General features: G+C 73.6%; 19 protein-coding genes. 11 read left to right on the top strand and 8 right to left on the bottom strand.

Annotated features, from left to right (window positions below):
* Positions 1-71 precede the first annotated feature (71 nt).
* Genes AC0HI0_RS23915 through AC0HI0_RS23905 form a run of 3 tightly spaced genes read right to left on the bottom strand, consistent with a single transcriptional unit; the run spans position 72 to position 4341 of the window.
* Positions 72-1466: a GntP family permease gene (locus AC0HI0_RS23915; protein WP_480925734.1), complete on the bottom strand. Its 1395-nt coding sequence runs from the start codon at positions 1464-1466 to the stop codon at positions 72-74.
* Complete coding sequence (locus tag AC0HI0_RS23910; protein WP_480925733.1) at positions 1463-3127, bottom strand: N-acyl-D-amino-acid deacylase family protein; 1665 nt, start codon at positions 3125-3127, stop codon at positions 1463-1465. The genes AC0HI0_RS23915 and AC0HI0_RS23910 overlap by 4 nt, the downstream gene beginning before the upstream one ends.
* On the bottom strand, positions 3064-4341 hold the full coding sequence (locus tag AC0HI0_RS23905) for an amino acid deaminase (protein ID WP_480925732.1): 1278 nt from the start codon (positions 4339-4341) through the stop codon (positions 3064-3066). Before AC0HI0_RS23905 ends, AC0HI0_RS23910 begins: the two co-directional genes overlap by 64 nt.
* Positions 4342-4434: 93 nt before the next feature.
* Here AC0HI0_RS23905 and AC0HI0_RS23900 point away from each other — a divergent pair, with 93 nt between their 5' ends.
* From AC0HI0_RS23900 to AC0HI0_RS23890, 3 genes are all read left to right on the top strand, one after another.
* Positions 4435-5406: a sugar kinase gene (locus tag AC0HI0_RS23900; protein ID WP_480925731.1), complete on the top strand. Its 972-nt coding sequence runs from the start codon at positions 4435-4437 to the stop codon at positions 5404-5406.
* Positions 5403-6152, top strand: a complete 750-nt coding sequence (locus AC0HI0_RS23895; protein ID WP_480925730.1) for an IclR family transcriptional regulator — start codon at positions 5403-5405, stop codon at positions 6150-6152. Before AC0HI0_RS23900 ends, AC0HI0_RS23895 begins: the two co-directional genes overlap by 4 nt.
* 223 nt (positions 6153-6375) lie before the next feature.
* Positions 6376-6762 (top strand): RidA family protein, encoded by a 387-nt coding sequence (locus AC0HI0_RS23890; RefSeq protein ID WP_480925729.1) that lies wholly within the window; start codon positions 6376-6378, stop codon positions 6760-6762.
* A 150-nt stretch (positions 6763-6912) separates the two neighbouring features.
* Here AC0HI0_RS23890 and AC0HI0_RS23885 read toward each other — a convergent pair whose 3' ends face one another.
* Positions 6913-9195 carry an ATP-binding protein gene (locus tag AC0HI0_RS23885; protein WP_480925728.1) on the bottom strand — a complete coding sequence of 761 codons (2283 nt, stop codon included), beginning with the start codon at positions 9193-9195 and terminating at the stop codon, positions 6913-6915.
* A gap of 175 nt (positions 9196-9370) precedes the next feature.
* On the opposite strand from AC0HI0_RS23885, the gene AC0HI0_RS23880 reads away from it, so the two are divergent.
* Positions 9371-9973 (top strand): hypothetical protein, encoded by a 603-nt coding sequence (locus tag AC0HI0_RS23880; RefSeq protein ID WP_480925727.1) that lies wholly within the window; start codon positions 9371-9373, stop codon positions 9971-9973.
* 3 nt (positions 9974-9976) lie between these two features.
* On the opposite strand, the gene AC0HI0_RS23875 is transcribed toward AC0HI0_RS23880, so the two are convergent.
* Together AC0HI0_RS23875 and AC0HI0_RS23870 are read right to left on the bottom strand one after the other, a co-directional pair.
* Complete coding sequence (locus tag AC0HI0_RS23875) at positions 9977-11530, bottom strand: S8 family serine peptidase (RefSeq protein WP_480925726.1); 1554 nt, start codon at positions 11528-11530, stop codon at positions 9977-9979.
* A gap of 285 nt (positions 11531-11815) precedes the next feature.
* Positions 11816-12166, bottom strand: coding sequence for a DUF1844 domain-containing protein (locus tag AC0HI0_RS23870; RefSeq protein WP_480925725.1), 351 nt, complete (start codon positions 12164-12166; stop codon positions 11816-11818).
* Positions 12167-12431: 265 nt separating this feature from the next.
* On the opposite strand from AC0HI0_RS23870, the gene infC reads away from it, so the two are divergent.
* The 4 genes from infC (at position 12432) to AC0HI0_RS23850 (ending at position 14602) form a co-directional block, all read left to right on the top strand.
* Positions 12432-13049 carry a translation initiation factor IF-3 gene (gene infC / locus AC0HI0_RS23865; protein ID WP_480925724.1) on the top strand — a complete coding sequence of 206 codons (618 nt, stop codon included), beginning with the start codon at positions 12432-12434 and terminating at the stop codon, positions 13047-13049.
* A 70-nt stretch (positions 13050-13119) separates the two neighbouring features.
* On the top strand, positions 13120-13314 hold the full coding sequence (rpmI, locus tag AC0HI0_RS23860; protein ID WP_123746324.1) for a 50S ribosomal protein L35: 195 nt from the start codon (positions 13120-13122) through the stop codon (positions 13312-13314).
* 65 nt (positions 13315-13379) lie between these two features.
* On the top strand, positions 13380-13769 hold the full coding sequence (gene rplT / locus AC0HI0_RS23855) for a 50S ribosomal protein L20 (protein ID WP_480925723.1): 390 nt from the start codon (positions 13380-13382) through the stop codon (positions 13767-13769).
* Complete coding sequence (locus tag AC0HI0_RS23850) at positions 13766-14602, top strand: TrmH family RNA methyltransferase (protein WP_480934370.1); 837 nt, start codon at positions 13766-13768, stop codon at positions 14600-14602. The genes rplT and AC0HI0_RS23850 overlap by 4 nt, the downstream gene beginning before the upstream one ends.
* A gap of 72 nt (positions 14603-14674) precedes the next feature.
* On the opposite strand, the gene AC0HI0_RS23845 is transcribed toward AC0HI0_RS23850, so the two are convergent.
* Together AC0HI0_RS23845 and AC0HI0_RS23840 are read right to left on the bottom strand one after the other, a co-directional pair.
* The gene (locus tag AC0HI0_RS23845; protein WP_480925722.1) at positions 14675-17470 is read right to left on the bottom strand and encodes a hypothetical protein; all 2796 of its coding nucleotides are present in this window, start codon (positions 17468-17470) and stop codon (positions 14675-14677) included.
* Positions 17467-19221, bottom strand: a complete 1755-nt coding sequence (locus tag AC0HI0_RS23840) for an HSP90 family protein (RefSeq protein WP_480925721.1) — start codon at positions 19219-19221, stop codon at positions 17467-17469. The genes AC0HI0_RS23845 and AC0HI0_RS23840 overlap by 4 nt, the downstream gene beginning before the upstream one ends.
* Positions 19222-19579: 358 nt before the next feature.
* On the opposite strand from AC0HI0_RS23840, the gene pheS reads away from it, so the two are divergent.
* The 3 genes from pheS (at position 19580) to AC0HI0_RS23825 (ending at position 23933) form a co-directional block, all read left to right on the top strand.
* Positions 19580-20647: a phenylalanine--tRNA ligase subunit alpha gene (pheS, locus tag AC0HI0_RS23835; protein ID WP_480925720.1), complete on the top strand. Its 1068-nt coding sequence runs from the start codon at positions 19580-19582 to the stop codon at positions 20645-20647.
* 3 nt (positions 20648-20650) lie between these two features.
* Positions 20651-23128: a phenylalanine--tRNA ligase subunit beta gene (gene pheT / locus AC0HI0_RS23830; RefSeq protein ID WP_480925719.1), complete on the top strand. Its 2478-nt coding sequence runs from the start codon at positions 20651-20653 to the stop codon at positions 23126-23128.
* A gap of 328 nt (positions 23129-23456) precedes the next feature.
* The gene (locus AC0HI0_RS23825; RefSeq protein WP_480925718.1) at positions 23457-23933 is read left to right on the top strand and encodes a hypothetical protein; all 477 of its coding nucleotides are present in this window, start codon (positions 23457-23459) and stop codon (positions 23931-23933) included.
* The last annotated feature ends 7 nt before the right edge of the window (positions 23934-23940 follow it).

Below are 23940 nucleotides of genomic sequence, written 5' to 3'. Positions count from 1 at the left end.
ACCCCTCGAAAGACGCCAGTGCCCGCCGGGACCGCCCCGGCGGGCACTGGCGCGCGGTCACCGGCGCGCGGTCACACCACGAGGCTGAGCAGGGCCGCGACCGCGAAGCCCACCACGGACAGGACGGTCTCCAGGACCGTCCACGTCTGGAGGGTTTCCTTGACCGACAGGCCGAAGTACCGCGACACGATCCAGAACCCGCCGTCGTTGACGTGCGAGGCGATGATCGACCCGGCCGCGATGGCCATCACCACCAGCGCGAGCTGCGGCTGCGAGTAGCCGAGTTCGCCGACGACCGGCGCGACGATCCCGGTCGTGGTCACGATCGCCACGGTCGCCGAGCCCTGCGCGATCCGCAGCGCGCAGCTGATCACGTAGGACAGCGCGATCACCGGCAGGCCGAGGGCGGCCAGCGACATCGAGAGCACCTTGCCGACGCCGGTCGCGGCCAGCACCGCGCCGAAGAACCCGCCCGCGCCGACCACCAGCAGGATCATCGCCACCGGGCGCAGCGAGGCCGCCGACAGCTCGGTGATCTGCGCCCGGGTCATCCCGCGCCGGTAGCCCAGCAGCCAGAACGCCAGCAGCACGGCGATGGTCAGCGCCACGGCCGGGGTGCCCAGGAACGCGAACACGCCGAGCACCGCGGAACCCTTGGGCAGCAGGATGCTGCCGAACGTGCCGGACAGGATCAGCACCAGCGGCACCGCGATGATGCCGAGCACCAGCGACAGCGGCGGTTCCGGCCGGTCCTCGTCGCCGCGCAGCTTCTCGGCCGCCGCGAGCATCTCCTCGGGCACCGGCACGACGATCCGCTTGCCCACCCACGCGGAGAACAGCACGCCGCCGATGAACCACGCCGGGATCGCCACGGCGAGCGCCATCACGATGATCCACCCGAGCGACACGTGCAGCAGCCCCGCCGCCGCGACCGGGCCGGGGTGCGGCGGCATGAACGCGTGCATCACCGACAGGCCCGCCAGCAGCGGCAGCGCGTAGAGCACGATCGACCGGCCGCCGCGCTTGGCCGCCGCGTAGACCAGCGGCGCGAGCACGAAGATGCCGATGTCGAAGAACACCGGCACGCCGAACACCAGCCCCGCGAGGCCCATGGCGAGCGGCGCGCGCTTCTCCCCGAACGCGCGCAGCAGCGAGCGGGTGAGCACCTCGGCCCCGCCGGACGCCTCCAGGATCGACCCGAGCAGCGTGCCCAGCCCGATGATCGCCGCGACGTGCCCGAGGATGCCGCCGAAACCGTTCTCCAGCAGCGTGCCGGACGCCTTCTGCGCCGAGCCGACGATCTGCTCCACCGGCAGGCCGGCGGCCAGCGCCACGGTCAGGCCGACCACCAGCAGCGCGATGAACGGTTCCACCTTGAGCCGGATGATCAGCACCAGGAGTAACGCGATGGCCAGGCCGGACAGCGTGAGCAGTCCGCCGGTGGTGTGCTGCAGCCAGTCGATCACGCGCGGCCTCCCGGGTTGCGCAGCGAATGCCCGGCCAACGCGCCGGTGTGCCTGCCGTCGTCGATCACGGGAACCCCGTTGACCAGCACGTACGGGATGCCCGCAGCGGCCTGTCGGGGTTCGTCGAACGTCGCGGTGTCGCGCACCGCGTCGGGGTCGAACAGCACCAGGTCCGCCGCCCACCCCTCGCGGACCAGACCGCGGTCGGTGAGGCGCAAGCGCTTGGCGGCACGTCCGGTGAGGTGCGCGACGCACTCCTCCAGCCCCAGCACGCCCAACTCGCGCACGTACCGGGCCAGGTAGCGCGGGAACGTGCCCCACGCGCGCGGGTGCGGCCGGTCGCCGACCAGCAGCCCGTCGCTGCCCCCGGTGTGCGCCGGGTGCCGCATGATCGCCTGCACGTTCTCCTCGTGCCCGACGTGCATCAGGCACGACGTGCCGAGCCGTTCGGCCACCAGCACGTCGAAGTACAGGTCGGCGGGCGCGCGCCCGGCGGTCCGCGCCGACGCGGCCACGCTGTGCCCGACCAGGTGCGCGTGCTCGGCCTTGCGCACGCCGTTGATCTCGATGGTGTCCCAGTCGACCGGCACGCCGTGGCACCCGTCCGACCCGGTTTCCTCGATCTCCGCCCGGATCCGCTCGCGGGTGTCCGGGTCGGACAGTCGCGCCAAGGTCGCGTCCGGTCCGCCCTCGCCGCTCCAGCTGGGCAGCAGCGCGGACAGGTAGGTCGCGCCCGGCAGGTACGGGTAGGTGTCCAGGGTGATGTCCACGCCGTCCGCGATCGCGTTGTCCAGCAACGACAGCAGCTCGCCCGCGCGGCCCCGGTTGACCTCGAAGTTCATCGTGGCGTGCGCGAGGTGCAGCGGGCAGCCCGACGCCCGCGACACGTCCACCATCTCCGCGTACGCCTCCACCGCTCCCGCGCCGTAGCTGCGGTGGTGGGGGCTGTAGTAGCCGCCGTGCTCGCCGACCACCCGGCACAGCGCGACGAGTTCGTCCACGCCCGCGTACATGCCGGGCGTGTAGGTCAGGCCCGACGACATGCCCATCGCGCCCTGTGCCAGCGATTCGGCCAGCACCGCCCGCATCCGGTCCAGTTCCGCCCCGGTGGCGGGCCGGTCGTCCCAGCCGACGCACAGCATCCGCAGCGTGCCCTGCGGCACCAGGTAGGCGGCGTTGACCGCGGTGCCCCGGTCCAGCCGGTCGAGGTACTCGCCGACCGACCGCCAGTCCCAGTCGAAACCGGGCGGGTCGTCGTTCCAGCCCGCGAGCTGCCCGCGCAGGGCGGCCAGGACGGCGTCGTCCACGGGCGCGTAGGACAGCCCGTCCTGGCCCAGCACCTCGGTGGTCACGCCCTGGGAGACCTTGGCCAGGTGGTCGGGCTCGGCGAGCACCTGGAGGTCGGAGTGCGAGTGCATGTCGACGAACCCGGGCGCGAGCACCAGGCCGTCCGCGTCGACCGACCGCCCGCCGCCCACCTCGCCGATACCCGCGATCCGGCCGTCCCGCACGCCCACGTCCGCCCGGTAGCCGGGCGCGCCCGTGCCGTCCACCACGAGCGCGCCCTTGAAGACGATGTCCACGCCGCCGTCCTTTCTCAGAAGTACGTGCGCACCAGGTCCACCACGGTGGTGCCGTCGACCACCGGAAGCAGTTGCCACTTGTCGAACACCGTGCACGGGTGGGACAGGCCGAAACCCACCCAGTCGCCGACCTCGACCGCTTCGCCCTCGGGCAGCGCCAGGAACGTGTGCTGGTCGTTGAGCGCGGTCACGGTCCCCCCGATCGGCCGCTGCGCGCCGTCGCGGCCGCGCACCACCTGCGGCTCGGGCAGACCCTCGTCGAACGACGCGTCCCGCTTGCCCATGGTCAGCAGGGCGAGGCCGGGCTCGGGCCGGGAGGTCACCTGCGCCCACGCCCGCAGCGCCGACCGGAACGGCTGCGCGCCGTCGACCCGGCCGAACGGCGAGATGCCCCGGTAGAAGCCGTCGTCGTGGGTCACGTACGCGCCGCTGCGCACCACGGGCCGCACCGGGAACGGCCACGGGCCGCCCAGTTTCGCCGCCACCTGGTCGAAGTACGCGCTGCCGCCCGCCGTGACGATCGGCTCGGGCACCTCGAACAGGCCGTGGACCTCCTCGGTGAAGGCGCGCAGGTCGTCCAGGTACCCGTCCACAGTGGACAGTGCGGCGGGGGAGGCGTCGTGCGCCAGTGCGCCTTCGTAGCCCGCGACGCCGGCCAGCCGCAGCGCCGGGCTCTGCGCGACGGCCCGCGCGACCCCGGCCGCGGTCGCCCGGTCCCGAGCCCCGGTGCGCCCGCCCGGCGCACCCAGCTCGACCAGCACGTCCACCGGCCGCTCGACCGGGCCGAGCGCCTCGGTCATCCGCTCCACCCCGGCGACGGAATCCGCCCAGCAGGTGAACTCGAACGAGGCGTCGGCGGCCAGCTCGGCGGCGACCCAGGCGAGCCCGGCGGGGTCCACGAGCTGGTTGGCCAGCAGCACCCGCCGCACGCCGAACGCCCGGTACACCCGCAGCTGGCTGGTGTTCGCGGCGGTGATGCCCCACGCGCCGTGCGCCAGTTGGCGGGCGAACAGCTGAGGTGCCATGGTCGTCTTGCCGTGCGGGGCCAGCGCCACGCCGTGCGCGGCGCACCATCGCGCCATGGTGACCAGGTTGTGCTCCAGCGCGGCGGAGTCCAGCACGACCAGCGGTCCGACGAAGCCGTCGGCGAACAGGTCGGGCCGGCGGTCGGCCACCTCCCCGATGGTCGCGCCGAACGCGCTCGCGGGCAGGCCCTTGAACCGCCAGTCCACGCGCTCCGCGCGGATCGCGGCCACGGCGTCGTGGTCGATGTCCACTGTCTCGCTCCTCACGTTGCGTATTCCGCAACGGCTATTGCGCGATGTGATGATGAGTTGTGTAACATTCGGCTGCCGCCTCGTCAATCAAAGGGCTCGGAGGAGCGGATGCGGTTCGACCTAACGGGCGGCGTGGTGTGCCTGGGCGAGACCATGGTGGTGCTGGTGCCCGCCGAGGCCGGTCCGGTGCGCGCGGTGCGCACCTGGACGCGGGCCGTCGGCGGGGCCGAGTCCAACGTGGCCATCCACCTGGCGCGGCTGGGGCTGCGCAGCCGGTGGGTGGGCGCGGTGGGGGACGACGCGTTCGGCGGCGCCGTGCTGGACTTCGTGCGCGGCGCGGGCGTCGACGTGTCGGGGGTGCGGGTGGACCCGACCCGGCCCACCGGTCTCTACGTGAAGGAGGCGGACGCGGCGGGCAGCCCCGTCCGGTACTACCGGAGGGGTTCGGCGGCGTCCGCGATGGGGCGCGACGCGCTGGACCGGATCGACCTCGACGGCGTGCGGCTGCTGCACCTGAGCGGCATCACCGCCGCGCTGTCCGACAGCTGCCTGGAGTTGGTGCGGGAAGCGCTGTCCCGGCCGCGCCGGCACCTGGTGTCGTTCGACCTGAACTGGCGGCCCGCGCTGTGGCCGGACCGCGACCCGTCGGTGCTGCTGGAACTGGCCGACGCGGCGGACATCGTGCTGACCGGCGCGGACGAGGCCGAAGCGGTGTGGGGGACCGGCGACCCGGCCAAGCTGCGCGCGCTGCTGCCGACCCCGCGCACGATCGTGGTCAAGCAGGGCGAGCAGGGCGCGACCCTGGTCGAGGACGACGTGACCACCTACCAGGAGGCCCTCCGGGTCGAGGTCGTGGAACCGGTCGGGGCGGGCGACGGGTTCGCCGCCGGCTACCTGGCCGCGCACCTGGCCGGGCTGGAGCCGACACGCCGACTGCGCGCCGGGCACCTCCAGGCGGCCGCGGCCCTGCTCACCAGCGAGGATGTGGGCGAACCGCTGCCGGCCGGGGTGACCGGGCCGCTGCTGGACGCCGATCCGGCGACGTGGGCCGCCGCGCACCTGAGGAGACGAGTGGGATGAGTCAGAGCCTGGACCGGGCGTTGACCCTGATGGGGGAGCTGGCGAAGGGCGCCAAGACGCTGGACGAGCTGTCCGCCGTGATCGAGGTGCACAAGTCGACCACGCTGCGGTTGTTGCGCACGCTGGAGTCGCACCGGTTCGTCAGACGCGACGGCGTGCACCACTACCGGCTCGGCGCGGCGCTATTCGACCTCGCCAACCGCGCGCTGGAGGAACGGGACGTCCGCCGTGCGGCCGAACCCGCCCTGCGCGACCTCAACGCCCGCTTCGGGTACACCGTGCACCTGGCGTCCTACGAGGGCGGCGAGGTCATCTACATCGACAAGTACGACAGCACCCACCCGATGCGCATGTACTCGCGGATCGGCCGACGCGCGCCGCTGCACTGCACGGCCGTGGCGAAGGTGCTGCTGTCGGACCTGCCGGAAACCCGCCGCCGCGAGGTCGCCGAGACCATCGACTACGTCCCGCTGACGGCGAACACCATCACCACGCCCGCCGCGTACCTGGAGGAGCTGGAACGGGTGCGAGCGCGCGGGTACGCCGTGGACAACGCCGAGCACGAGGACTTCATCCACTGCCTCGCCGTGCCGATCAGGGGCGCGCGGGGCGAGTTCGTGGCGGCGCTGTCCATGTCCGTGCCCAAGGTGATGCTCGACTTCGACGGCCTGATGGCCCACCTGCCCGACCTGCTGGCCACCGCCCGAGCCGCCTCCCTGGAGTGCGGCTGGTCCCCCCGGGACTGACCTCCCGGGTCCCTTGCGTCCGACCTCCCAGACCACCCCCCGCGCCGACCTCCCAGACCACCCCCCGCAGTATGAAAACCCAACCACCACGCGAAGCCGCGTCGGTGGGTCGGACCTCATTTCCCGCCGATCACGCTTCTCGATCGGCGGGAAATCAGGGCCGACCTACCGACTTCCAGGCGGCTTCGCCGGACTCGGCGAAGCCGAGTTAGGAGACAACACAGTGCCGAAGACCGAGATTCGCACGGCCAACGCGCCCGCCCCGGTCGCCGCTTTCTCGCAGGGCGTCCGCAAGGGCAACGTGCTCCAGATCGCGGGCCAGGTCGCGTTCGACCCGGCGTCCGGCGCGATCGTCGGGGAGACGGTGGCGGAGCAGACCAAGCAGGCGCTGGCCAACGTGGTCGCGGTGCTGGAGGCGGCCGGCGCGTCGCTGGACGACGTGCTGATGCTGCGCGTCTACCTCACCGACACCGCCCACTTCGGCGAGATGAACGAGGCGTACGGCCAGGTCGTCACCGCGCAGCCGTTCCCGGCCCGCACCACGGTCTACGTCGGCCTCCCGGCGGGCCTGCTGGTGGAGATCGACGCGCTCGCCGTGGTGGGCGACTGACCGTGACCCCGGTGCGCGGAGACCACTGACCGGGTGACTCCGCGTACTTCTGCCGGTTGTTCTGCGTGGTGCGCGGCCCGGTCCGGCGGTTGACTTGGGACATCCCCAGTCGCGCGCCACGGAAGGACCACGGCGATGGCCAGGAACGCCTCACCGATCGGCTGACCGCGATTCGGCGGCCCGTGAACGGCACTCGGTTGCCGCGTCCGGGTCGCCGAGTTCATCGTGCACCTCGGCCAACTCCTCGAACACCGCACCGGCCAAGTGGTCCCGGCGCACGGTGGCGAGACCGGCCGCCTCGACCAGCTCGGCCCGCGCCCCGACGAGGTCGCCCAGCCGGCGCATCGCCATCCCGCGCAGGTACCGCGCGTCGCACGCGGTCGCGGGCGCGCCGGCGGCGAGCGCGCGCGTCAACGCCTCGGACGCCGCCTCCAGCGCCTCCGGCCAGCGCTCCAGCGCCACCAGGCTCTCCGCGGTGCGCGTCAGCAGGCTCGCCAGGATCTCCTCCACCAGCGCCGGCGCCATGTCGAGCAGCCCGGCCCGCACGTTGGCCACCAGCCGCCGGTGCACCTCCAGCGCCTCCTCGTAGCGGTGCAGCGAGTGCAGCACCAACCCCAGGCACGACAACGAGATCTGCTCGCCCAGCGGGAACTCCGCGCGGCGGAACAACCCCTGCGCGCGCTCGGCGCTCTCCCGGGCCGCGTCCAGGCTGCCGGCCCGCATCTGCGACGCGGCCCGGTAGTGCATCGCCCAGCCCTGCTCGACCACGTCCCCCGCCGCGACCGCCGCGCGCCACGCCTCGTCGTGCAGCGCCAGCGCCTCCTGCGGCTTGCGCAGCAGCACGGACCACGTCCACGTCAGGAAGTTCAGCTGCACCGCCTCGTCGCGCACGCTGCCCAGCGCGCGCGCCGCCGCGACGCCCGCGCCGAACACCTCCGCCCACGTGTCGCCGGTCCCGTGCTGGTCGGAGTACCAGTGCGCGGCGGTCGCCAGGTCCAGCACCTCGCGGTGCGCGCCGTGCGCCGCCGCCCACCGCAGCGCGCCCAGCCAGTTGCCGGTCTCGGCGGACAGCCACGCGTCGGCGTCCTCCCGCCCGCCGAACGGGCCGGCGGGCTCGGCACGGGCGTCTGACCCGAAGAACGAGGCCGCCGTCACCGCCGTCTCCAGCAGCCACGACACCACCCGCCGCCGGGTGTCGTCGTGGTCGGGCTCCTCGGCGACCAGCCGCTCCCCGGCGAACACCCGCACCAGGTCGTGGAACACGTACCGGCCCGGCGTGTCCGCCGACTCCAGCAGGCTCATGTCCACCAGGTCTTCGAGCGCGTCCTCCGCCGCGTACCGGTCCACGCCCGCCGCCACCGAGGCCAGCTCCGGCGTGAACGTCGCACCGGGCGCCAGCGACAGCCGCCGGAACAGCAGCGCGGCCTTGCCGTCCAACTGCCGGTAGGACATGTCGAACGCGGTCCGCACCTGGAGGTCGCCCGCCGTCAGCGCGGTCAGCCTGCGCCGCTCGTCGGCCAGCTGCCCGGCCAGGTGCGCCACCGTCCACTTCGGACGCCCGGCCAGCCGGTTGCCCGCGATCCGCAGCGCCAGCGGCAGGTGCCCGCACAGCCGGGCCACCTCCTCGGCCGCCTCCCGCTCGGCCGCCACCCGCGCCCGGCCCGCGATCGCGCCCAGCAGCACCACCGAGTCGGCGGGCCCCAGCACGTCCAGGGCCAGCCGCCGCACCGCCGCCAGCCCGCCCAGCACCTGCCGGGACGTGACCAGCACCAGCGACCCGCGCCCGGTCGCCAGCAGCGGCCGGACCTGCGCCTCGTCGGCGGCGTTGTCCAGCACGACCAGCGTCGACCGGGTGCGCAGCAGCTCCCGGTACAGGTCGGACCGCTCCGCGTCGCCGACCGGCGGGTGCTCCACGCCCAGCGCCAGCAGCATCCGGTGCACCACCTCGGTCGGGCGCACCGGCCGGGCGTCCATGCCGCGCAGGTCGAAGAAGAAGCACCCGTCCGCGAACCTCGGCCCGAGCAGGTACCCGGCGCGCACCGCGAGCGCCGTCTTGCCCGCACCCGGCGGGCCGTGCACCACGACCACCGACGTCGCGGCGGCGTCGTCGGCGGCCTCGGCCAGCACGCCCAGCGCCCGCTCCCGCCCGGTCAGGTCCGCCACGTCCGGCGGCAGCGCGGACGGCGCAACCGCCGGCGCCCGCCGCGCCCGGCCTTCCTTGGCCGCGGCCACCAGCGCGTCCGACTCGTCCCGGTCCAGCTCCAGCACGGCGGCCAGCGCCTCGACCGTGCGCCGCTGCGGGCCCCTGGCCCGGCCGCGCTCCATGTCGCTGATCGCGCGGACGCTCACCCCGGAGCCCTCCGCCAACTCCTCCTGGGTCAGCTTCCCGCGCCGCCGGTGCCGGCGCAGCAGATCACCGAAGGTCGTCCCCACTGTCCCGACCCTAGCGGGCGGCGCGGACCTCCCGGCACCGCCGCCCGCCGCCGGGCCGTGATCAGCGACTACCGCCGCGACGGCGCGAAGTCCGGTGCCGCCGGGGCGAATCGTTGTCCGAACGCGGTGCGCGGCAACCCTCCCCGGCGTCCGCGGGACTGGTATTGCTTCAGGCATGAAGTGGTACGCGGACCGGCCCGGCCGGTTGTGGCGACAGTTGGCCGCCGACCTGCTCGCGGCCGTGTGGGTGTGGTTCTGGGTGACCGCGGCGCTGGCCGCCCGGGACACCGTGCTGGCGCTGCGCGCGCCGGGCGACCGGTTGACCCAGGCGGGCGGCGGGCTGAGCGACACGTTCGCCGACGCCGCCGCCAAAGCCCGCGAGCTGCCGCTGGTCGGCGGGAAGCTCGGCGAGGCGCTGGACAAGGGCCGCGACGCGGGCGACACCCTGGTCGACGCCGGCCAGAGCCAGATCGAGGCGGTCGAGACCACCGCGCTGTGGCTGGCCATCGCGCTGATCGCCGTGCCGGTGGCGTTCCTGCTCGTCACCTGGCTGCCGCTGCGGCTGCGCTACGCCCGCAAAGCCGCCGCGACCGCCCGGCTGCGCGACACCGGCCGGTACGACCTGCTCGCGTTGCAGGCCCTCAACAGCCTGCCGCTGCGCGAACTCGCCCGGTTCGACACCGACCCCGCCGACGGGTGGCGACGGCGCGACGTCGCGGTGGTCGAGGCGCTGGCGGCGCGGCAGATCGCGGTGTGCGGGCTGCGCGCCGCCAGGTGAGCCTCACTGCTTGCGGTGCCAGAACACCTCGCCGGACGGGCCGTACAGCACCACGTTCCCGTCGTTCTGCACCACCAACCGGTCCGCTGCCGTGCCCCACGTCCGGGTCGACCAGCGGGCCACCTCGGCGGCCGAGTACAGCACGAGGTTCCCGTCGGTCTGGAGGATCGCCCGGACCGCGTCGCCGCCGCCGGTGTTGGTGGCCCACAACGCCTCGCCGTACGCGGAGTACAGCACCAGGTTGCCGTCGCCCTGCATGGTCAGCCGGTACGCGCCGTCCGGTGACACCTTGCTCTGCCCGGCCGGCAGCGACTCGCCGCGGGTCAACCGGTCCGCACCGGGCGTCGGGGGCGTGATCACCCCGGTGTAGAGCAGGCGGTTCGGCGAGCCGGCGGCGTCCGCCACCCGGCCGCGCGTGGCCGCGTAGGAGATCGCCGCGCGCACCGACGCCGGCGAGTCGTCGGGGCGCACCGACAGGTGCAGCGCCACCGCGCCGGCCACGTGCGGCGTGGCCATCGACGTGCCGTCCATGTACATCGTGGAGGTGTCGTCGGTGTACCAGTCCGACCGGATGCCCGCGCCCGGCGCGAACAAGTCCGCGCACGGACCCTTGTTGGAGAAGGACGCCCGGCGGTCCGCGTTGTCCGACGCCGCCACGGTCAGCGCGTCCGGCACCCGCGCGGGCGACGTGCCGCACGCGTCCTCGTTGTGGTTGCCGGCCGCCACCGCGTAGGTGATGCCCGCGTCGATCGACCGCTGCACGGCCGCGTCGATCAAGTCGTTGGCGCCGGCGGTCAGGCTCATGTTCGCGACCGCGGGCTTCACGTGGTTCGCGGTCACCCAGTCCACCCCGGCGACGACGCTGGACACCGTGCCCGCGCCGTTGCAGCCCAACACCTTCACCGCGTGCAGCCGGGCCAGCTTGGCCACGCCGAAGGCGGACCCGCCGATCGTGCCGGCGACGTGCGTGCCGTGGCCGTTGCAGTCGGCGTCCTCGGTGTCGAGGGTGTTCACGTCGAAGCTCGCGCGCCCGCCGAAGTCCTGGTGCGACGCCCGGATCCCGGTGTCGAGCACGTAGACGTGCACGCCCGTGCCGGTCTCGGCGTCGTCGAACCGGCGGTTGAGGGGGAGGTCGCGCTGGTCGATCCGGTCCAGGCCCCACGACGGCGGGTCGGCCTGCTCGGTCGCGGTGCGCACCACCCGGTCCTGCGCCACGTAGGCGACCTCGGGATCGGCGGCCAGCCGCTTGGCCGACGACTCGCTCATCGTCGCGGCGAAGCCGTTGAGCACGCTGCGGTACCGGTGGGTCACCCGGGCGCCGGACCGGCCGGCGACGGCGTCCGTCCGGTTCGGGGCCTTGAGCACCACGATGTACCGGTCGGCGATCGCGTCGGAGCTGTTCGCGCCCACGATGGCGGGCTGCGCGGCAGCGGGTCGCGGCGAGTTGGTCTGCGCCTGGGCGGGGGCGGCGGCGAGGGCCAAGGTCAGCGCCGTGCCGGCCACGACCCCGGTCAGGGGTCTCCAACGCCGTCTCCAGGGCGCGCCGAACTCTCCCATGACGGGTCTCCCTCTGGTGCGGGTACTTGGCGGCAAAGAGGTTCGCGCGAACCGCCGAGAAGCCTAGGCAGCGCGAGCGCCGACCACAATCAAATCGGGTGATCCCGGGAAAACCAACAAAGGCGTACCCCGGTTGGGAGCACCCCTCGTACATACCTAACCACAGGGGTACGACAGCGTGGCGTGATCGCGAACGTGACGGGCGACGGCGAACGCGGCCACCACGGCGAAGGTGACGGCCAAGGCGTTCGCGACAGGGAGGGCTACCGAGGTCGCCGGACCGGCTCAGTAGACCGGTCCGGTGAACTTCTCGCCGGGACCCTGGCCCGGCTCGTCGGGCACGGCCGACGCCTCGCGGAACGCGCGCTGCACGGACTGCAGGCCCTCGCGCAGCGGGCCCGCGTGCGGGCCGAGGTACTCCGCCGACGCGGTGACCAGACCGGCCAGCGCGGTGATCAGCCGGCGGGCCTCGTCCAGGTCGCGCCGGGGGCTGTTGTCCGGGTCCTCGTCGGCCAGGCCGAGGCGCTCGGCGGCGGCCGAGAGCAGCATGATGGACGCCTTGCTGATCACCTCGATGCTGGGAACATCGGAGAGGTCGCGGACGTTGTCGGTAGGCAGGTCGGTCACGGGAGCCATTCTCGCAACCGCCCCGGACGGGTCGCCGATTCGGGGGTTGACAAGGCCGTCTGGTAGCATTCTCCGCGCGACCAGTCTCCACCCGTGTGGGGACGGCAAGTGGAGCCCCGCTCCCACCCGCGCTCCACCGCTTGAGGTGGCCGGGTCCGGTCACCTCGACGGGTGGACTGCGCCCTTCGTTGTGCGATCGGTCGGAAGCGGGCCTCACACCGGGCAGGTGTGGGGCCTCTTGTCTTTGGCGCACAACGAGTCACAAAGGACGTGAATGACAAGTCCCTCGAACCGAGGTGCCCCCGTCAGCACCGAGCCGCGCATCAACGACCGCATCCGCGTGCCCGAGGTTCGTCTGGTCGGGCCGAACGGCGAGCAGGTCGGGATCGTTCGCATCGAGGACGCGCTCCGACTCGCCCAGGAAGCGGATCTCGACCTCGTCGAGGTCGCCGCGCAGGCACGGCCGCCGGTCTGCAAGCTCATGGACTACGGCAAGTTCAAGTACGAGAGCGCGCAGAAGGCCCGCGAGTCGCGCCGGAACCAGCAGCTGACGGTCATCAAGGAGCAGAAGCTCCGCCCGAAGATCGACCCGCACGACTACCAGACGAAGAAGGGCCACGTGGCCCGCTTCCTGTCGCACGGGAACAAGGTCAAGGTGACCATCATGTTCCGGGGCCGTGAGCAGTCCCGGCCCGAGCTGGGTTACCGGTTGCTGCAGAAGCTGGCGGAGGACGTCGCGGAGCTGGGCTTCGTCGAGTCGAACCCGAAGCAGGACGGCCGCAACATGATCATGGTGTTGGCGCCGCACAAGACCACGAAGACCCGCCCGGTGAGGCAGGACGGCGGCGACGCCGACCACGAGGCCGACGCCGCGGAGTCTGTCGAGGAGTGAACTCCCGGCCCCCGGGCCGGGAGCACGCAAGGCCGCCCCATCCCGGTGGCTGCACGAGACGAGGACGGAAATGCCCAAGAACAAGAGCCACAGCGGGACCTCCAAGCGAGTGAAGGTCACCGGCAGCGGCAAGCTGGTGCGGGAGAAGGCCGGCAAGCGCCACCTGCTGGAGAAGAAGTCCAGCAAGCTGACGCGCCGCCTGGCCGGCACCACCGAGGTCGCCAAGAACGACGTGCCGCGCTTGAAGAAGCTGCTCGGACTCTGAGCCTTCACTCCCCCCGTGAACACCCGGGGCCCTGACCGGCCCCACGAGATCGACAGGATGGACCCGTGGCACGCGTCAAAAGGGCAGTGAACGCCCAGAAGAAGCGCCGTACCACCCTTGAGCTGGCCAGCGGCTACCGCGGTCAGCGTTCGAGGCTGTACCGCAAGGCCAAGGAGCAGGTGCTCCACTCGCTCAACTACGCGTACCGCGACCGCCGCGCGCGCAAGGGCGACTTCCGGAAGCTGTGGATCCAGCGCATCAACGCCGGTGTCCGCGCCAACGGCATGACCTACAACCGCTTCATCCAGGGTCTCCGCCTCGCCGAGATCGAGGTCGACCGCAAGATCCTGGCCGAGCTGGCCGTCAGCGACCCGGGCGCGTTCGCCGCGCTGGTCGAGCTGGCGAAGGCCGCGCTGCCCGCCGACGTGAACGCGCCCGTCGAGGACCCGGCCTGAGCGTCGCACCACGACCCGAGGACGCTCCGTTCACCGAACGGACTCCTCGGGTCGTTGCCGCTCGGCGCCTGACCCGCCGCCCCGGCCGCGACCGGGCCGGCCGCTTCCTCGCCGAAGGCGCGCAGGCGGTGCGCGAAGCACTGTCCTGGTCCGCCGCCGGCCGGGGACGGCTGCACGAGCTGTTCGTCACCGAGGTCGCCGCCGACCGCAACCCGGAGCTGGTGCGCGCGGCGGTGGACGCCGGCGTGCCGGTGAGCGCGGTGACCGACAAGGCCGGCGCGGCCCTGTCGGAGACCGTGACGCCGCAAGGCATCGTCGCGGTGTGCGACCTGGTCGAGGTGCCGCTGTCGCTGGCCGGCGCGCGCCTCGTGGCGGTCCTGCACGGGGTGGCCGACCCCGGCAACGCGGGCACGGTCGTCCGGGTCGCCGACGCGGCCGGTGCCGACGCCGTGGTGTTCGCGGGCGACACGGTCGACCCGCACAACGGCAAGTGCGTGCGCGCCTCCACCGGCAGTGTGTTCCACCTGCCGATCTCGCGCTCGCGGTCGGCGGACGAGGTGTTCGCGGCCTGCCGCGAGGCCGGGCTGCGCCTGGTCGCGGCGGACGGCTACGCCGACGAGGACCTGGTCACGGCCGACCTGCGCGGAGACCTGGAGCGCCCGACGGCGTGGGTGTTCGGCAGCGAGGCGCACGGCCTGCCGGACGACGTCGTCGCCTCCCTGGACACGTCCCTGAAGGTCCCGATCTACGGCGGCGCGGAGAGCCTCAACCTGGCCACCGCCGCCGCGGTCTGCCTCTACGCCTCGGCCCGCGCCCAGCGCGCCACCCGCTGACCGGCGCTGCGACCGGCCCACCGCCCGAACCCCGGTGACCCGCCCGGTCGAGGCGGGCCACCGGGGGTCCGGTCAGTCGTCCAGGCGCGCGGTCAGGCCGCGCAGGACCGGGTCGGCGGTCGGCTTGTCCTGGGCCCGCAGGGCCTCCTCCAGCACGTTCGCCGTGTCGCCGACGATCTGCGGCGGCGTCTCGTCGTTGATCAGCGCGGCCGCCCGACGGGCCTCCGCCTCGGCGTTGCCGGGGTCGCCGGACTCCAGCAGGAACCGCGCGCCGCGCTGGGCCAGGAACGTCTGCCAGTCGACGTCCCCGAGCCGGGCCGCCAGCTCCTCGGCCACGCCGTTGCGCTCCACCGCCGCCGCGTGCTCACCGGCCTGGTAGCGCAGGAACGCCCGGATCGCGGCGATCCGCGCGGCCAGGTGCGTCCGGTGGTCCTCGTCCTCCACGGCCGGCACCAGCACCTCGGCCGCCTCCAGCGCCTCGACCGTCGCCGCGTGCTCCTCCTTCGGCAGCGCCGCCGCCGACTCGACCCACGACCCGGCGGCCTCGGCCTCGTCCGGCACCTCCTGCCACGCGCGGGCCGCGTCGGCGTACGCGCGGGCGCCCTCCTGCGGCTCGTCCAGCCGGCGAAGCACGCCGCCCAGCACGTCGAGCACCAGCGCCCGCCGCCACGGCTCGTCGGCCGGGACCAGCGGCAGCGCCACCTCCAGGTGCCGGCGGGCCGCCTCGTTCTCGTCGAGCCGCGAGCACGTCTGCGCCAGCCGGTAGCGCACCGGCACCACGAAGTCGTAGGACACGTCGTGGCCCTCGATGACGCGAACCGCTTCCTCCAGCGCCTCGGCGGCCTCCACGAACCGGTTCGACTTGAGGTAGCCGCCCGACAGCGCGTGGCACGCCTTGGCCACGTCCTCGGGCACGCCCAGCTCGTGGCCGACCGCGATCGCCAGGCGCAGCTCCTCCAGGTGCTGCTCCTCGACGCCGAGCCGCTCGATCGACGCCACCCGCTGCCGGTGCGTCTCGGCCGTCCACGGCCCGCGCGGCGAGCTGAACGACGTGACGAACTCCGTCGCGGTCGCCAGCGCCGCGGTGTCGCCGCGGACCGTCTCGATCTTCAGCCGCAGCCGCAGCGCGTCGAACCGCACCGACGGCGACGGCCCGCCCGCGAGCACGCCGTCGACCAGCGCGGTCGCCTCGTCCAGCTCGCCGATCGTGGCCCGGTGCTGGGCCAGGTCGCAGCGCGCCCGCGCCACCAGGTCCGGCAGTTCGGCCTCGGCCAGCGCCAGCGCGGCGGCCACCAGCTCGCCCTGCTCGTCGAACTCGTCCGCGTCGGCCAGCAGGTCGGCCAGCAGCAGCCGGGCCAGCACGCGGGTGTGCGCGGTGCCCGCGCGGTCGGCCTCGGCGACGCACTCGCGCGCCACCAGCGCGCCGGCCTCCGGGCCCTCGTCCTCGGCGAGCAGCACCGCGCCCCGGCACCGGTAGCGGTTGGCCAGGTCGGCCTCGCCCGCGGCGGCCAGCCGCTCGACGGCGGCGTCCAGCTCCGCGCGCACCCCGGCCGGCTCCCGCGACTCCCGGCCGACCAGGGCGCGCCGCGCCGCCACGACCGCCGCCAAGCCCTCGGGCAGCAGCGGGTCCAGGTCGGCGGGCAGCGACCGGAGCAGCCGGATGCCGGTGATGAAGTCGCCCCGGTCGAACGCGCCGGCCAGCTCACGGGCCAGCTCGACCGGGTCGGCCGCGACCAGCGGCTCCTCCGCCGGCTCGGGCTCGGGCGCGGTCGGCACCGGCACGGCCAGCGGCACGTGCGCGGTGTCCTCCAGCGCCAGCTTCGCCTTGATCCGCCGGCTCACCGCGTCGGTGCCGTTGCGCTCGTCGAACCGGGCCGCGATGGACAGCGCCCGCTCTTCCAGCAGCGCGCGCAGCTCCGGCGCGCCCAGCACCTCGACCTGGCCGTCCTTGGGCACCGCGAACTCGACCGGCGCGGTCACCCGGCCGAGCAGCACCGCGCCGCCCGCCGCGAAGTGCATCGCCTGCGACGGCGACGGGGCGTGGTGCACCCGGTGCAGCTGCCGCTGGAGCAGTTCCACGCCGCGCTGCACGTTCCCCGACGTCGCGCAGAACACCAGGTGGTCGTCCAGGTAGCCGCCGTACCGGTCGTCGCGGACCAGCCGGTACGCCACGGTGTGCGCCTGCCGGGCCCGCTCCAGCTCGCCCAGCGTCACGAACGCGGGTGCCAGCGTGGTCAGGATGCCCTGCGGCTGGGTCGCGCAGCCGGTGTCCTTGTCCAACTGGTGCTCGGCGTGCGCGACCGCCTCGGCGAAGCGGCCCTGCCGGATCAGGTGGCCGGCCTGCTCCTCGACCACGCACGCCTCGCAGTCGCTCATCGGGCCCCGGTCCATCGCCAGGTACCGGGCGAAGTGCTCGCGGTAGGCCTCCTCGTCGCCGACGTGCTCGGCGAGGTCGGCGCGCGCCCCGTGCACCGGCTGCATGGAGAAGCCGTGCTGCTGGTAGCGGGTGGTGAGCTGGTCCACGAACGACTCGATCTGGGCCAGCGAGAACCTCGGGTCGGCGATCAGCCCACTGACGATCCACTTGTGCGCCCAGTCGTAGCTGTGCGTCTCCCACTCGTCGAACGCGGTCGGGTCGCGCTTCTCGGCCGCGCCGCACCACGCGAACGGGGCCAGCATCAGGTCGTAGCGGCCCAGGTCGTAGGCGGAGCGCAGCAGCGCGATCCGGCAGCTCACCGCCAGCGGCAGGTGGTCCACGGCGTCGGCGGCCCGCGCGGCGCGCTCCAGCGCCTCGTGCCGGGGCATGCCCTCGGGCAGGTGGTACGCCTCGACGAACTGCTGCTCGGCGGCGTTCTTCTCTTCACTCACGAGTGGCCTCCGACGGCGCGGTCCAGCAGTTCCAGGAACGAGCGGTTGAGCGCGGCGGTGTCCTTGGGGCGCATCGGCCGCCGCGCCTGGAGCAGGGCGTGCACGTAGAGCGACTCCACCGTCAGCTCCACCAGGGCCGAGTCGTTGAGCCCGGCCAGCCGCCGCACCAGCGGGTTGCGGCAGTTGAGCACCAGCCGCTGGGACGCGTCGGACTCGGCCGACACCAGGCTGCCCAGCAGCTCCGCCCACAGCGGGTCGGCCTGCTCGCCCACCTGCTCCACGTCCCGCTTGCGCTCGCCCTCCACGTTCGTGACCAGCAGCGCGGGCAGCGAACCGGGGTCGAAGTCGCGCGGCACGGCCTCGCAGTCGTGCCGCTCCAGCACGTCCTTGGCCAGCGCCAGCCGGTCCCGCAGGGCCCGCTCCACCTCCGGCTCCGGGTCGCCGAGGGCGGCCAGCACCTCGTTCGGCGCGACCCGCCGGGCCGCCGCCGGGCCGTCCAGCGCGACCAGCCGGTCGAGGATCTCCACGTCGTAGGCGTAGCCCGCGTTCAGCAGGCCCATGCCCTGCGCGTGCGCGACCGGCGCGAGCTGGCGGAACTCGTCCACGTCCGGCACGAACGCGACCGTGCCGTGCTTGCGCTTGAACTGGCGCAGCGACTGGGCGCCGTCGGTGGTCTCGAACGGCAGCCACCGCTCGACCAGCCGGAACATCTCGTCGTCCACCCGGGCCAGCGACTTGATGCCCAGGTGGTGCGCGTCGAGCAGGGCGGCGGTGCGGTCCGGGTCGGTCGCGTCCAGCCGGACCAGCCAGTCGCGCACCTGCCGGCCCAGCTCCTCGCGCACCGCGAGCAGCGTCTCGTCCTGGTAGAGCGACTCGCGGCTGGCGGTCGGCCGCAGCGACGACGAGTCGACCACGCAGCGGACGAAGTACGCCCACTCCGGCAGCAACCCCTCGATCGAGTCACCCACGAGCATCCGCTTGAGGTAGACCCGGTGCGACTGCCGCGCGCCGGGGTGCACGCCGCGCGGCAGCACGTACGCGACACCCGTCAGGCCCACGGTCGGCACCTCGACCGGGATCGCGTCGAACGGCTGCACGCCCAGCACGCGCGCGCCGTAGCCGAGCGCGTCGTCCAGCCACGGCAGCGCCTCGCTGGTCACCACCTCGCCCGCCACGGTCACCCGGTAGGGCAGCAGTTCGCCGTACTCGGTGACCAGCGCGCGCACGACCTCGCGCTCCAGCCAGTGCTCGGAGTCGCGGTGCGGCACCAGTTCGATGGTCGTGCCCACGGGCAGGTCCTCGTCGAGGGTCTCCACCTCGTAGTTGCCGGCCGCGTCGGCGGTCCAGCGTACGGCCGGCCCGCCCGTCGCGGAGCGCGACACGAGTCGGATCCGCTCGGCGACCAGGAAGGCCGAGAGCAGGCCCACGCCGAACTGGCCGAGGAAGCCCTGGCGGGCGAACCCCAGTTCGTCGCGCTTGGAGGTGCGGCCCAGTGTGGACAGCAGGTCGTGCACCTCGCGCTCGGTCAGGCCGATGCCGGTGTCGGTGATGCGCAGGGTGCCGCCCGTGCCGGAGTCGATCGGCTCGATCACCACCTCGCCGGGCGCGTCCGGGTGGAGCGCGCGGCGTGCGGTGATCGCGTCCACCGCGTTCTGCAGCAGCTCTCGCGCGTACACGCGTGGGCTGCTGTAGAGGTGGTGGCTGAGCAGATCGATGATCCCGCGCAGGTCGACACCGAAGGTGTGTGCCATTGGAGTGGAATTCACCTCGGGTCAGGTCACGTAGGACGGTCGATTCTAGGTGCGCGCAGACGGCGGCGGACCCGGTTTTCGGCGGTTCGCCCGCCGGGTCGGCGGCTCGTGGCACCCACTGTGCCGGCACCCACCGACACTCTGTCGAGACCGGGCCTCTGACCAGCGGGAACGCCGATGGCGGGTGGTCGGCGCGGCCGGTCCGGCGGAGACCGACCTCACGGTGGGTCACGGGTAACGGGTCAGTCACGGCCGCGGTGGGCCCCCTCCCGGCCCGATCACCTAGGATCGACCCGCCGCTCCGTGACCAAGACGGAGTGGCTTTCACACGGCACGCGACGGGAGCTGTCCACCAACCATGTCCGGAGCCAACGACCCGTACGACCCCAAGCAGGTCGCGGCGCTCTCACCGGAGGCGCTCGACACGGCGGTGGAGCGGGCCCGGGAGGCGTTCGCGAAGGCGGCCGACCTCGACGGGCTGGCCGCGGTCAAGCCGAGCCACCTGGGTGACCGCGCCCCCGTCCTGCTGGCCCGCCGCGAGATCGGCGCGCTGCCGCCGGCGGCGAAGGCCGACGCGGGCAAGCGGGTGAACGAGGCGCAGAACGCGGTCAAGCTCGCGTTCGAGGAGCGCCGCGCCGTGCTCCAGGCCGAACGCGACGAGCACGTGCTCCGCGAGGAGTCCGTCGACGTCACGCTGCCGTGGGACCGGGTCCCGCGCGGCGCGCGCCACCCCATCTCCACGCTCGCCGAGCGCATCGGGGACGTCTTCGTGGCCATGGGCTACGAGGTCGCCGAGGGCCCGGAGCTGGAGGTCGAGTGGTTCAACTTCGACGCCCTGAACTTCGGCAAGGACCACCCCGCGCGGACCATGCAGGACACGTTCTACGTGGCCCCCGAGGGCTCCGGCCTGGTGCTGCGCACCCACACGAGCCCCGTGCAGGCGCGCACGCTGCTGGAGCGCGAGCTGCCCGTGTACGTGGTGTGCCCCGGCCGCACGTTCCGCACCGACGAGCTGGACGCCACGCACACGCCGGTGTTCCACCAGGTCGAGGGCCTGGCCGTGGACAAGGGCCTGACCATGGGCCACCTGAAGGGCACGCTCGACGCGTTCGCGCGGGCCATGTTCGGCGAGGACTCCCGGACCAGGCTGCGGCCCAGCTTCTTCCCGTTCACCGAGCCGTCCGCCGAGGTGGACGTGTGGTTCCCGGAGAAGAAGGGCGGCGCGGGCTGGGTCGAGTGGGGCGGCTGCGGCATGGTCAACCCGAACGTGCTGCGCAACTGCGGGGTCGACCCGGAGGTGTACTCCGGGTTCGCGTTCGGCATGGGCCTGGAGCGCACCCTCCAGTTCCGCAACGGCCTGCCCGACATGCGCGACATGGTCGAAGGCGATGTCCGCTTCACCCAGCCATTCGGAACGGAGGCATGACCGGTGCGTATCCCGGTTACCTGGCTGGTCGAGCACCTCGAATTCCCCGAGCTGCCGACGCCCGAGGCGATCGCCGAGGCGTTCGTGCGGATCGGCCTGGAGGTGGAGGACGTCCACACGCTCGGCCCCGTCACCGGACCGCTCGTCGCGGGCCGCGTGGTCGAGGTCGAGGAGCTGACCGAGTTCAAGAAGCCGATCCGGTACTGCCGGGTCGAGGTGGGCCCCGACCAGGTCAACAACATCATCTGCGGCGCGCGCAACTTCGTCGAGGGCGACACCGTCGTGGTGGCGCTGCCCGGCGCGGTGCTGCCCGGCGACTTCGCGATCGCCGAGCGCAAGACCTACGGCCGGGTCAGCCAGGGCATGATCTGCTCGGCCCGCGAACTGGGCCTGGGCGAGGACCACGCGGGCATCCTGGTGCTGCCCAGCGGCACCGCGCAGCCCGGCGACGACGCCCTGGAGCTGCTCGGCCTGGGCGACACGGTGATCGAACTCGCGCCCACCCCGGACCGGGGCTACGCGTTCTCGGTGCGCGGCCTGGCGCGGGAGATCGCGTGCGCGTTCGACGTGCCCTTCGGCGACCCCGGCCTGGCCGAGGTGCCCGAGGGCGAGGGTGACGTGCTGCCCGTGCACATCGAGGACCCGACCGGGTGTTCCCGGTTCGTGGCGCGTCGGGTGACCGGGGTCGACCCGACCGCGCCCACGCCGTGGTGGATGCGCCGGCGGCTGATGCTCGCCGGCATCCGGTCCATCTCGCTGCCGGTCGACGTGACCAACTACGTGATGCTGGAACTCGGCCAGCCGCTGCACGCGTTCGACGCGTCCTCGGTCCGGGGCGGGTTCGTGGTCCGGCGGGCGACCGCGGGCGAGAAGCTGACCACGCTGGACGAGTCGGTGCGCGCGCTGGACCCCGACGACATCGTGATCGCCGACGACAGCGGCGTGATCTCGCTGGCCGGCGTCATGGGCGGCGCGTCCACCGAGGTCCGCGACACCAGCACGGACATCCTGCTGGAAGCCGCGAACTGGGACCCGAAGTCGATCGCGCGGACCGTGCGGCGGCACAAGCTGCCCTCCGAGGCGGCCAAGCGGTTCGAGCGGACCGTGGACCCGGCGCTGGCCCCGGTCGCGCTGGAGCGCGCCGCGCGGCTGCTGCACATGTTCGCCGAGGGCAGCATCAAGCCCGGCCGCACCGACGTGGGCAAGCCCGCGCTGCCGGCCCCGGTGACCATGCCGATCGACCTGCCCGACCGGGTGGCCGGCGTGCGCTACGCGCGCGGCGTCACCGCCCGCCGGCTCGGCCAGATCGGCTGCCTGGTGGAGGTCACGACCGGTGACGACGGCGGGACCCTGGTCACCGCCGTGCCGCCGACCTGGCGCGCCGACCTCACCCAGCCCGCGGACCTGGTGGAGGAGGTGCTGCGGCTGGAGGGCTACGACACGATCCCGTCCACGCTGCCGCCCGCACCCGCCGGGCGCGGGCTGACCGAGCAGCAGCGACGCCGCCGCACGGTGTCGCGTGCGCTCGCCGAGAACGGGTTCGTCGAGGTCAAGCCGTTCCCGTTCCTGTCGCCGGCGGTGTTCGACGCGCTCGGCCTGCCGGCGGACGACGTGCGCCGCCGGACGGTGAGCGTGCTCAACCCGCTGGAGTCGGACAAGCACGCGCTGGCCACCACGCTGGTGCCGGGGCTGCTGGAGACGGTGCAGCGCAACCTCGCGCGCGGCGCGAAGGACGTGGCGCTGTACACGATCGCGCAGGTGACGCTGCCGCGCGCGCAGCCGGTGCCGGTGCCCGAGGTCGGGATCGGCGAGCGGCCGTCGGCCGAGGTGGTGGCGTCGCTGGGCGCGGCGCTGCCGCAGCAGCCGGTGCACGTGGCGGGCGTCCTGGTGGGCCAGCGCGAGCCGGCCGGCTGGTGGGGCAAGGGCCGCGCGGCGGACTGGGCGGACGCGGTGCAGGCCGCGCGGCTGGTCGGCGCGGCCTACGGCGTGGAGCTGACCGTCGTGGCGTCGGACCTGCCGCCGTGGCACCCCGGCCGGTGCGCCGAGCTGCGGGTGGGCGACTGGCCGGTCGGGCACGCGGGCGAGCTGCACCCGAAGGTCGTGGACGCGCTCGGGCTGCCCAAGCGCGCGGTCGCGTTCGAGCTGGACCTGGACGCATTGCCGCTGACCGACCACCGGCCCGCGCCGATCGTGTCCGCCTACCCGCCGGTCCTGCTGGACGTGGCGGTCGTGGTGGACGCGTCGGTGCCGGCCGCCGAGGTGGCGCTGGCGCTGCGGACCGGCGGCGGCGGGCTGCTGGAGGACCTGCGGCTGTTCGACGTGTTCACCGGGGACCAGGTCGGCGAGGGCAAGCGGTCGCTGGCCTACGCGCTGCGCTTCCGCGCGCCGGACCGCACGCTCACCGTCGAGGAGGCCGCGGCGGCGCGGGACGCGGCCGTGGCCGAGGCCGCCGAGCGCTTCGGCGCCGCGCTGAGAGCCTGACGCAGAGTCCCGGGTCCGCACTGGTGCGGGCCCGGGACTGGTCCGGCCGAGTGAAGTTCTCGGTGGCCGACCTGCGGGGAACGTGCAGTTCAGAGTGCTCGGCGTGACCTGTCAAGAGGTCTTTGGACCTGTCTTTCCGGGCCTGCTTGGTTCTTGCGCCGAGGTTGAACGTTCTCCAAGATTGGCTTCGCGGCCCGTGGGGCCGAGGGGCGAAGCGATGAACCGCCGGGCGAGTCTGGTCGCCGGTCCGACGGGGAGCTAGCGGCGAACCCACCGCCTGATGCAGCAGTCGTAGCGAGGTTGCCTCATGCGTAGCTTGGGACCACGGATGGAAGTCGCGGTCGCGATGACCATCCTGGGGGTAGGGGCCGCCGTGGTGGCCGCCATGCACCTGACCTGGCCCGAGCCCGAACTGCCCGCCATGGCCTACGCGGTCAGCAACGGCGAGGCCGGTGTCGCCGACCTCCAGCCGTTCGAGATCAACGACATCTCCGGTGCGCCGGTCGAGTTGACGCCGGGCAGCGAGGGTTCCCGCCTGGTGCGGCTGTCCAACCCCAACAGCGTGGACATCGTGGTGATGACCCTCCAGGCGGTGCCCGGCCAGCCGTTGGACGCCGCGCACAACCGGGTCGTGGACTGCCCGTCCGGGGTGCTGACGGTCGTGCCGATGCCGCAGCCGGTGGCCATCCCGCCCGCCGGGTCGGTCGAGGTGGAGATGGTCGTGCAGATCTCGCCGGACGTGCCCCCGGCGTGCAAGGACTCGGTCTTCCCGCTCACCTACACGGGCAGAGCGGCGCGCGGCTAGCCCGCGT

Source organism: Saccharothrix sp. NBAS 001 (assembly GCF_056640475.1).
This window is presented reverse-complemented; position numbering and strand designations above follow the sequence as displayed.

Coding starts and splice junctions, on each gene's coding strand:
- AC0HI0_RS23900 (WP_480925731.1), top strand. CDS start 4,435: ATGCGGTTCGACCTAACGGGCGGCGTGGTGTGCCTGGGCGAGACCATG.
- AC0HI0_RS23895 (WP_480925730.1), top strand. CDS start 5,403: ATGAGTCAGAGCCTGGACCGGGCGTTGACCCTGATGGGGGAGCTGGCG.
- AC0HI0_RS23880 (WP_480925727.1), top strand. CDS start 9,371: ATGAAGTGGTACGCGGACCGGCCCGGCCGGTTGTGGCGACAGTTGGCC.
- AC0HI0_RS23875 (WP_480925726.1), bottom strand. CDS start 11,530: ATGGGAGAGTTCGGCGCGCCCTGGAGACGGCGTTGGAGACCCCTGACC.
- AC0HI0_RS23870 (WP_480925725.1), bottom strand. CDS start 12,166: ATGGCTCCCGTGACCGACCTGCCTACCGACAACGTCCGCGACCTCTCC.
- infC (WP_480925724.1), top strand. CDS start 12,432: ATGACAAGTCCCTCGAACCGAGGTGCCCCCGTCAGCACCGAGCCGCGC.
- rpmI (WP_123746324.1), top strand. CDS start 13,120: ATGCCCAAGAACAAGAGCCACAGCGGGACCTCCAAGCGAGTGAAGGTC.
- AC0HI0_RS23840 (WP_480925721.1), bottom strand. CDS start 19,221: ATGGCACACACCTTCGGTGTCGACCTGCGCGGGATCATCGATCTGCTC.
- pheS (WP_480925720.1), top strand. CDS start 19,580: ATGTCCGGAGCCAACGACCCGTACGACCCCAAGCAGGTCGCGGCGCTC.
- AC0HI0_RS23825 (WP_480925718.1), top strand. CDS start 23,457: ATGGAAGTCGCGGTCGCGATGACCATCCTGGGGGTAGGGGCCGCCGTG.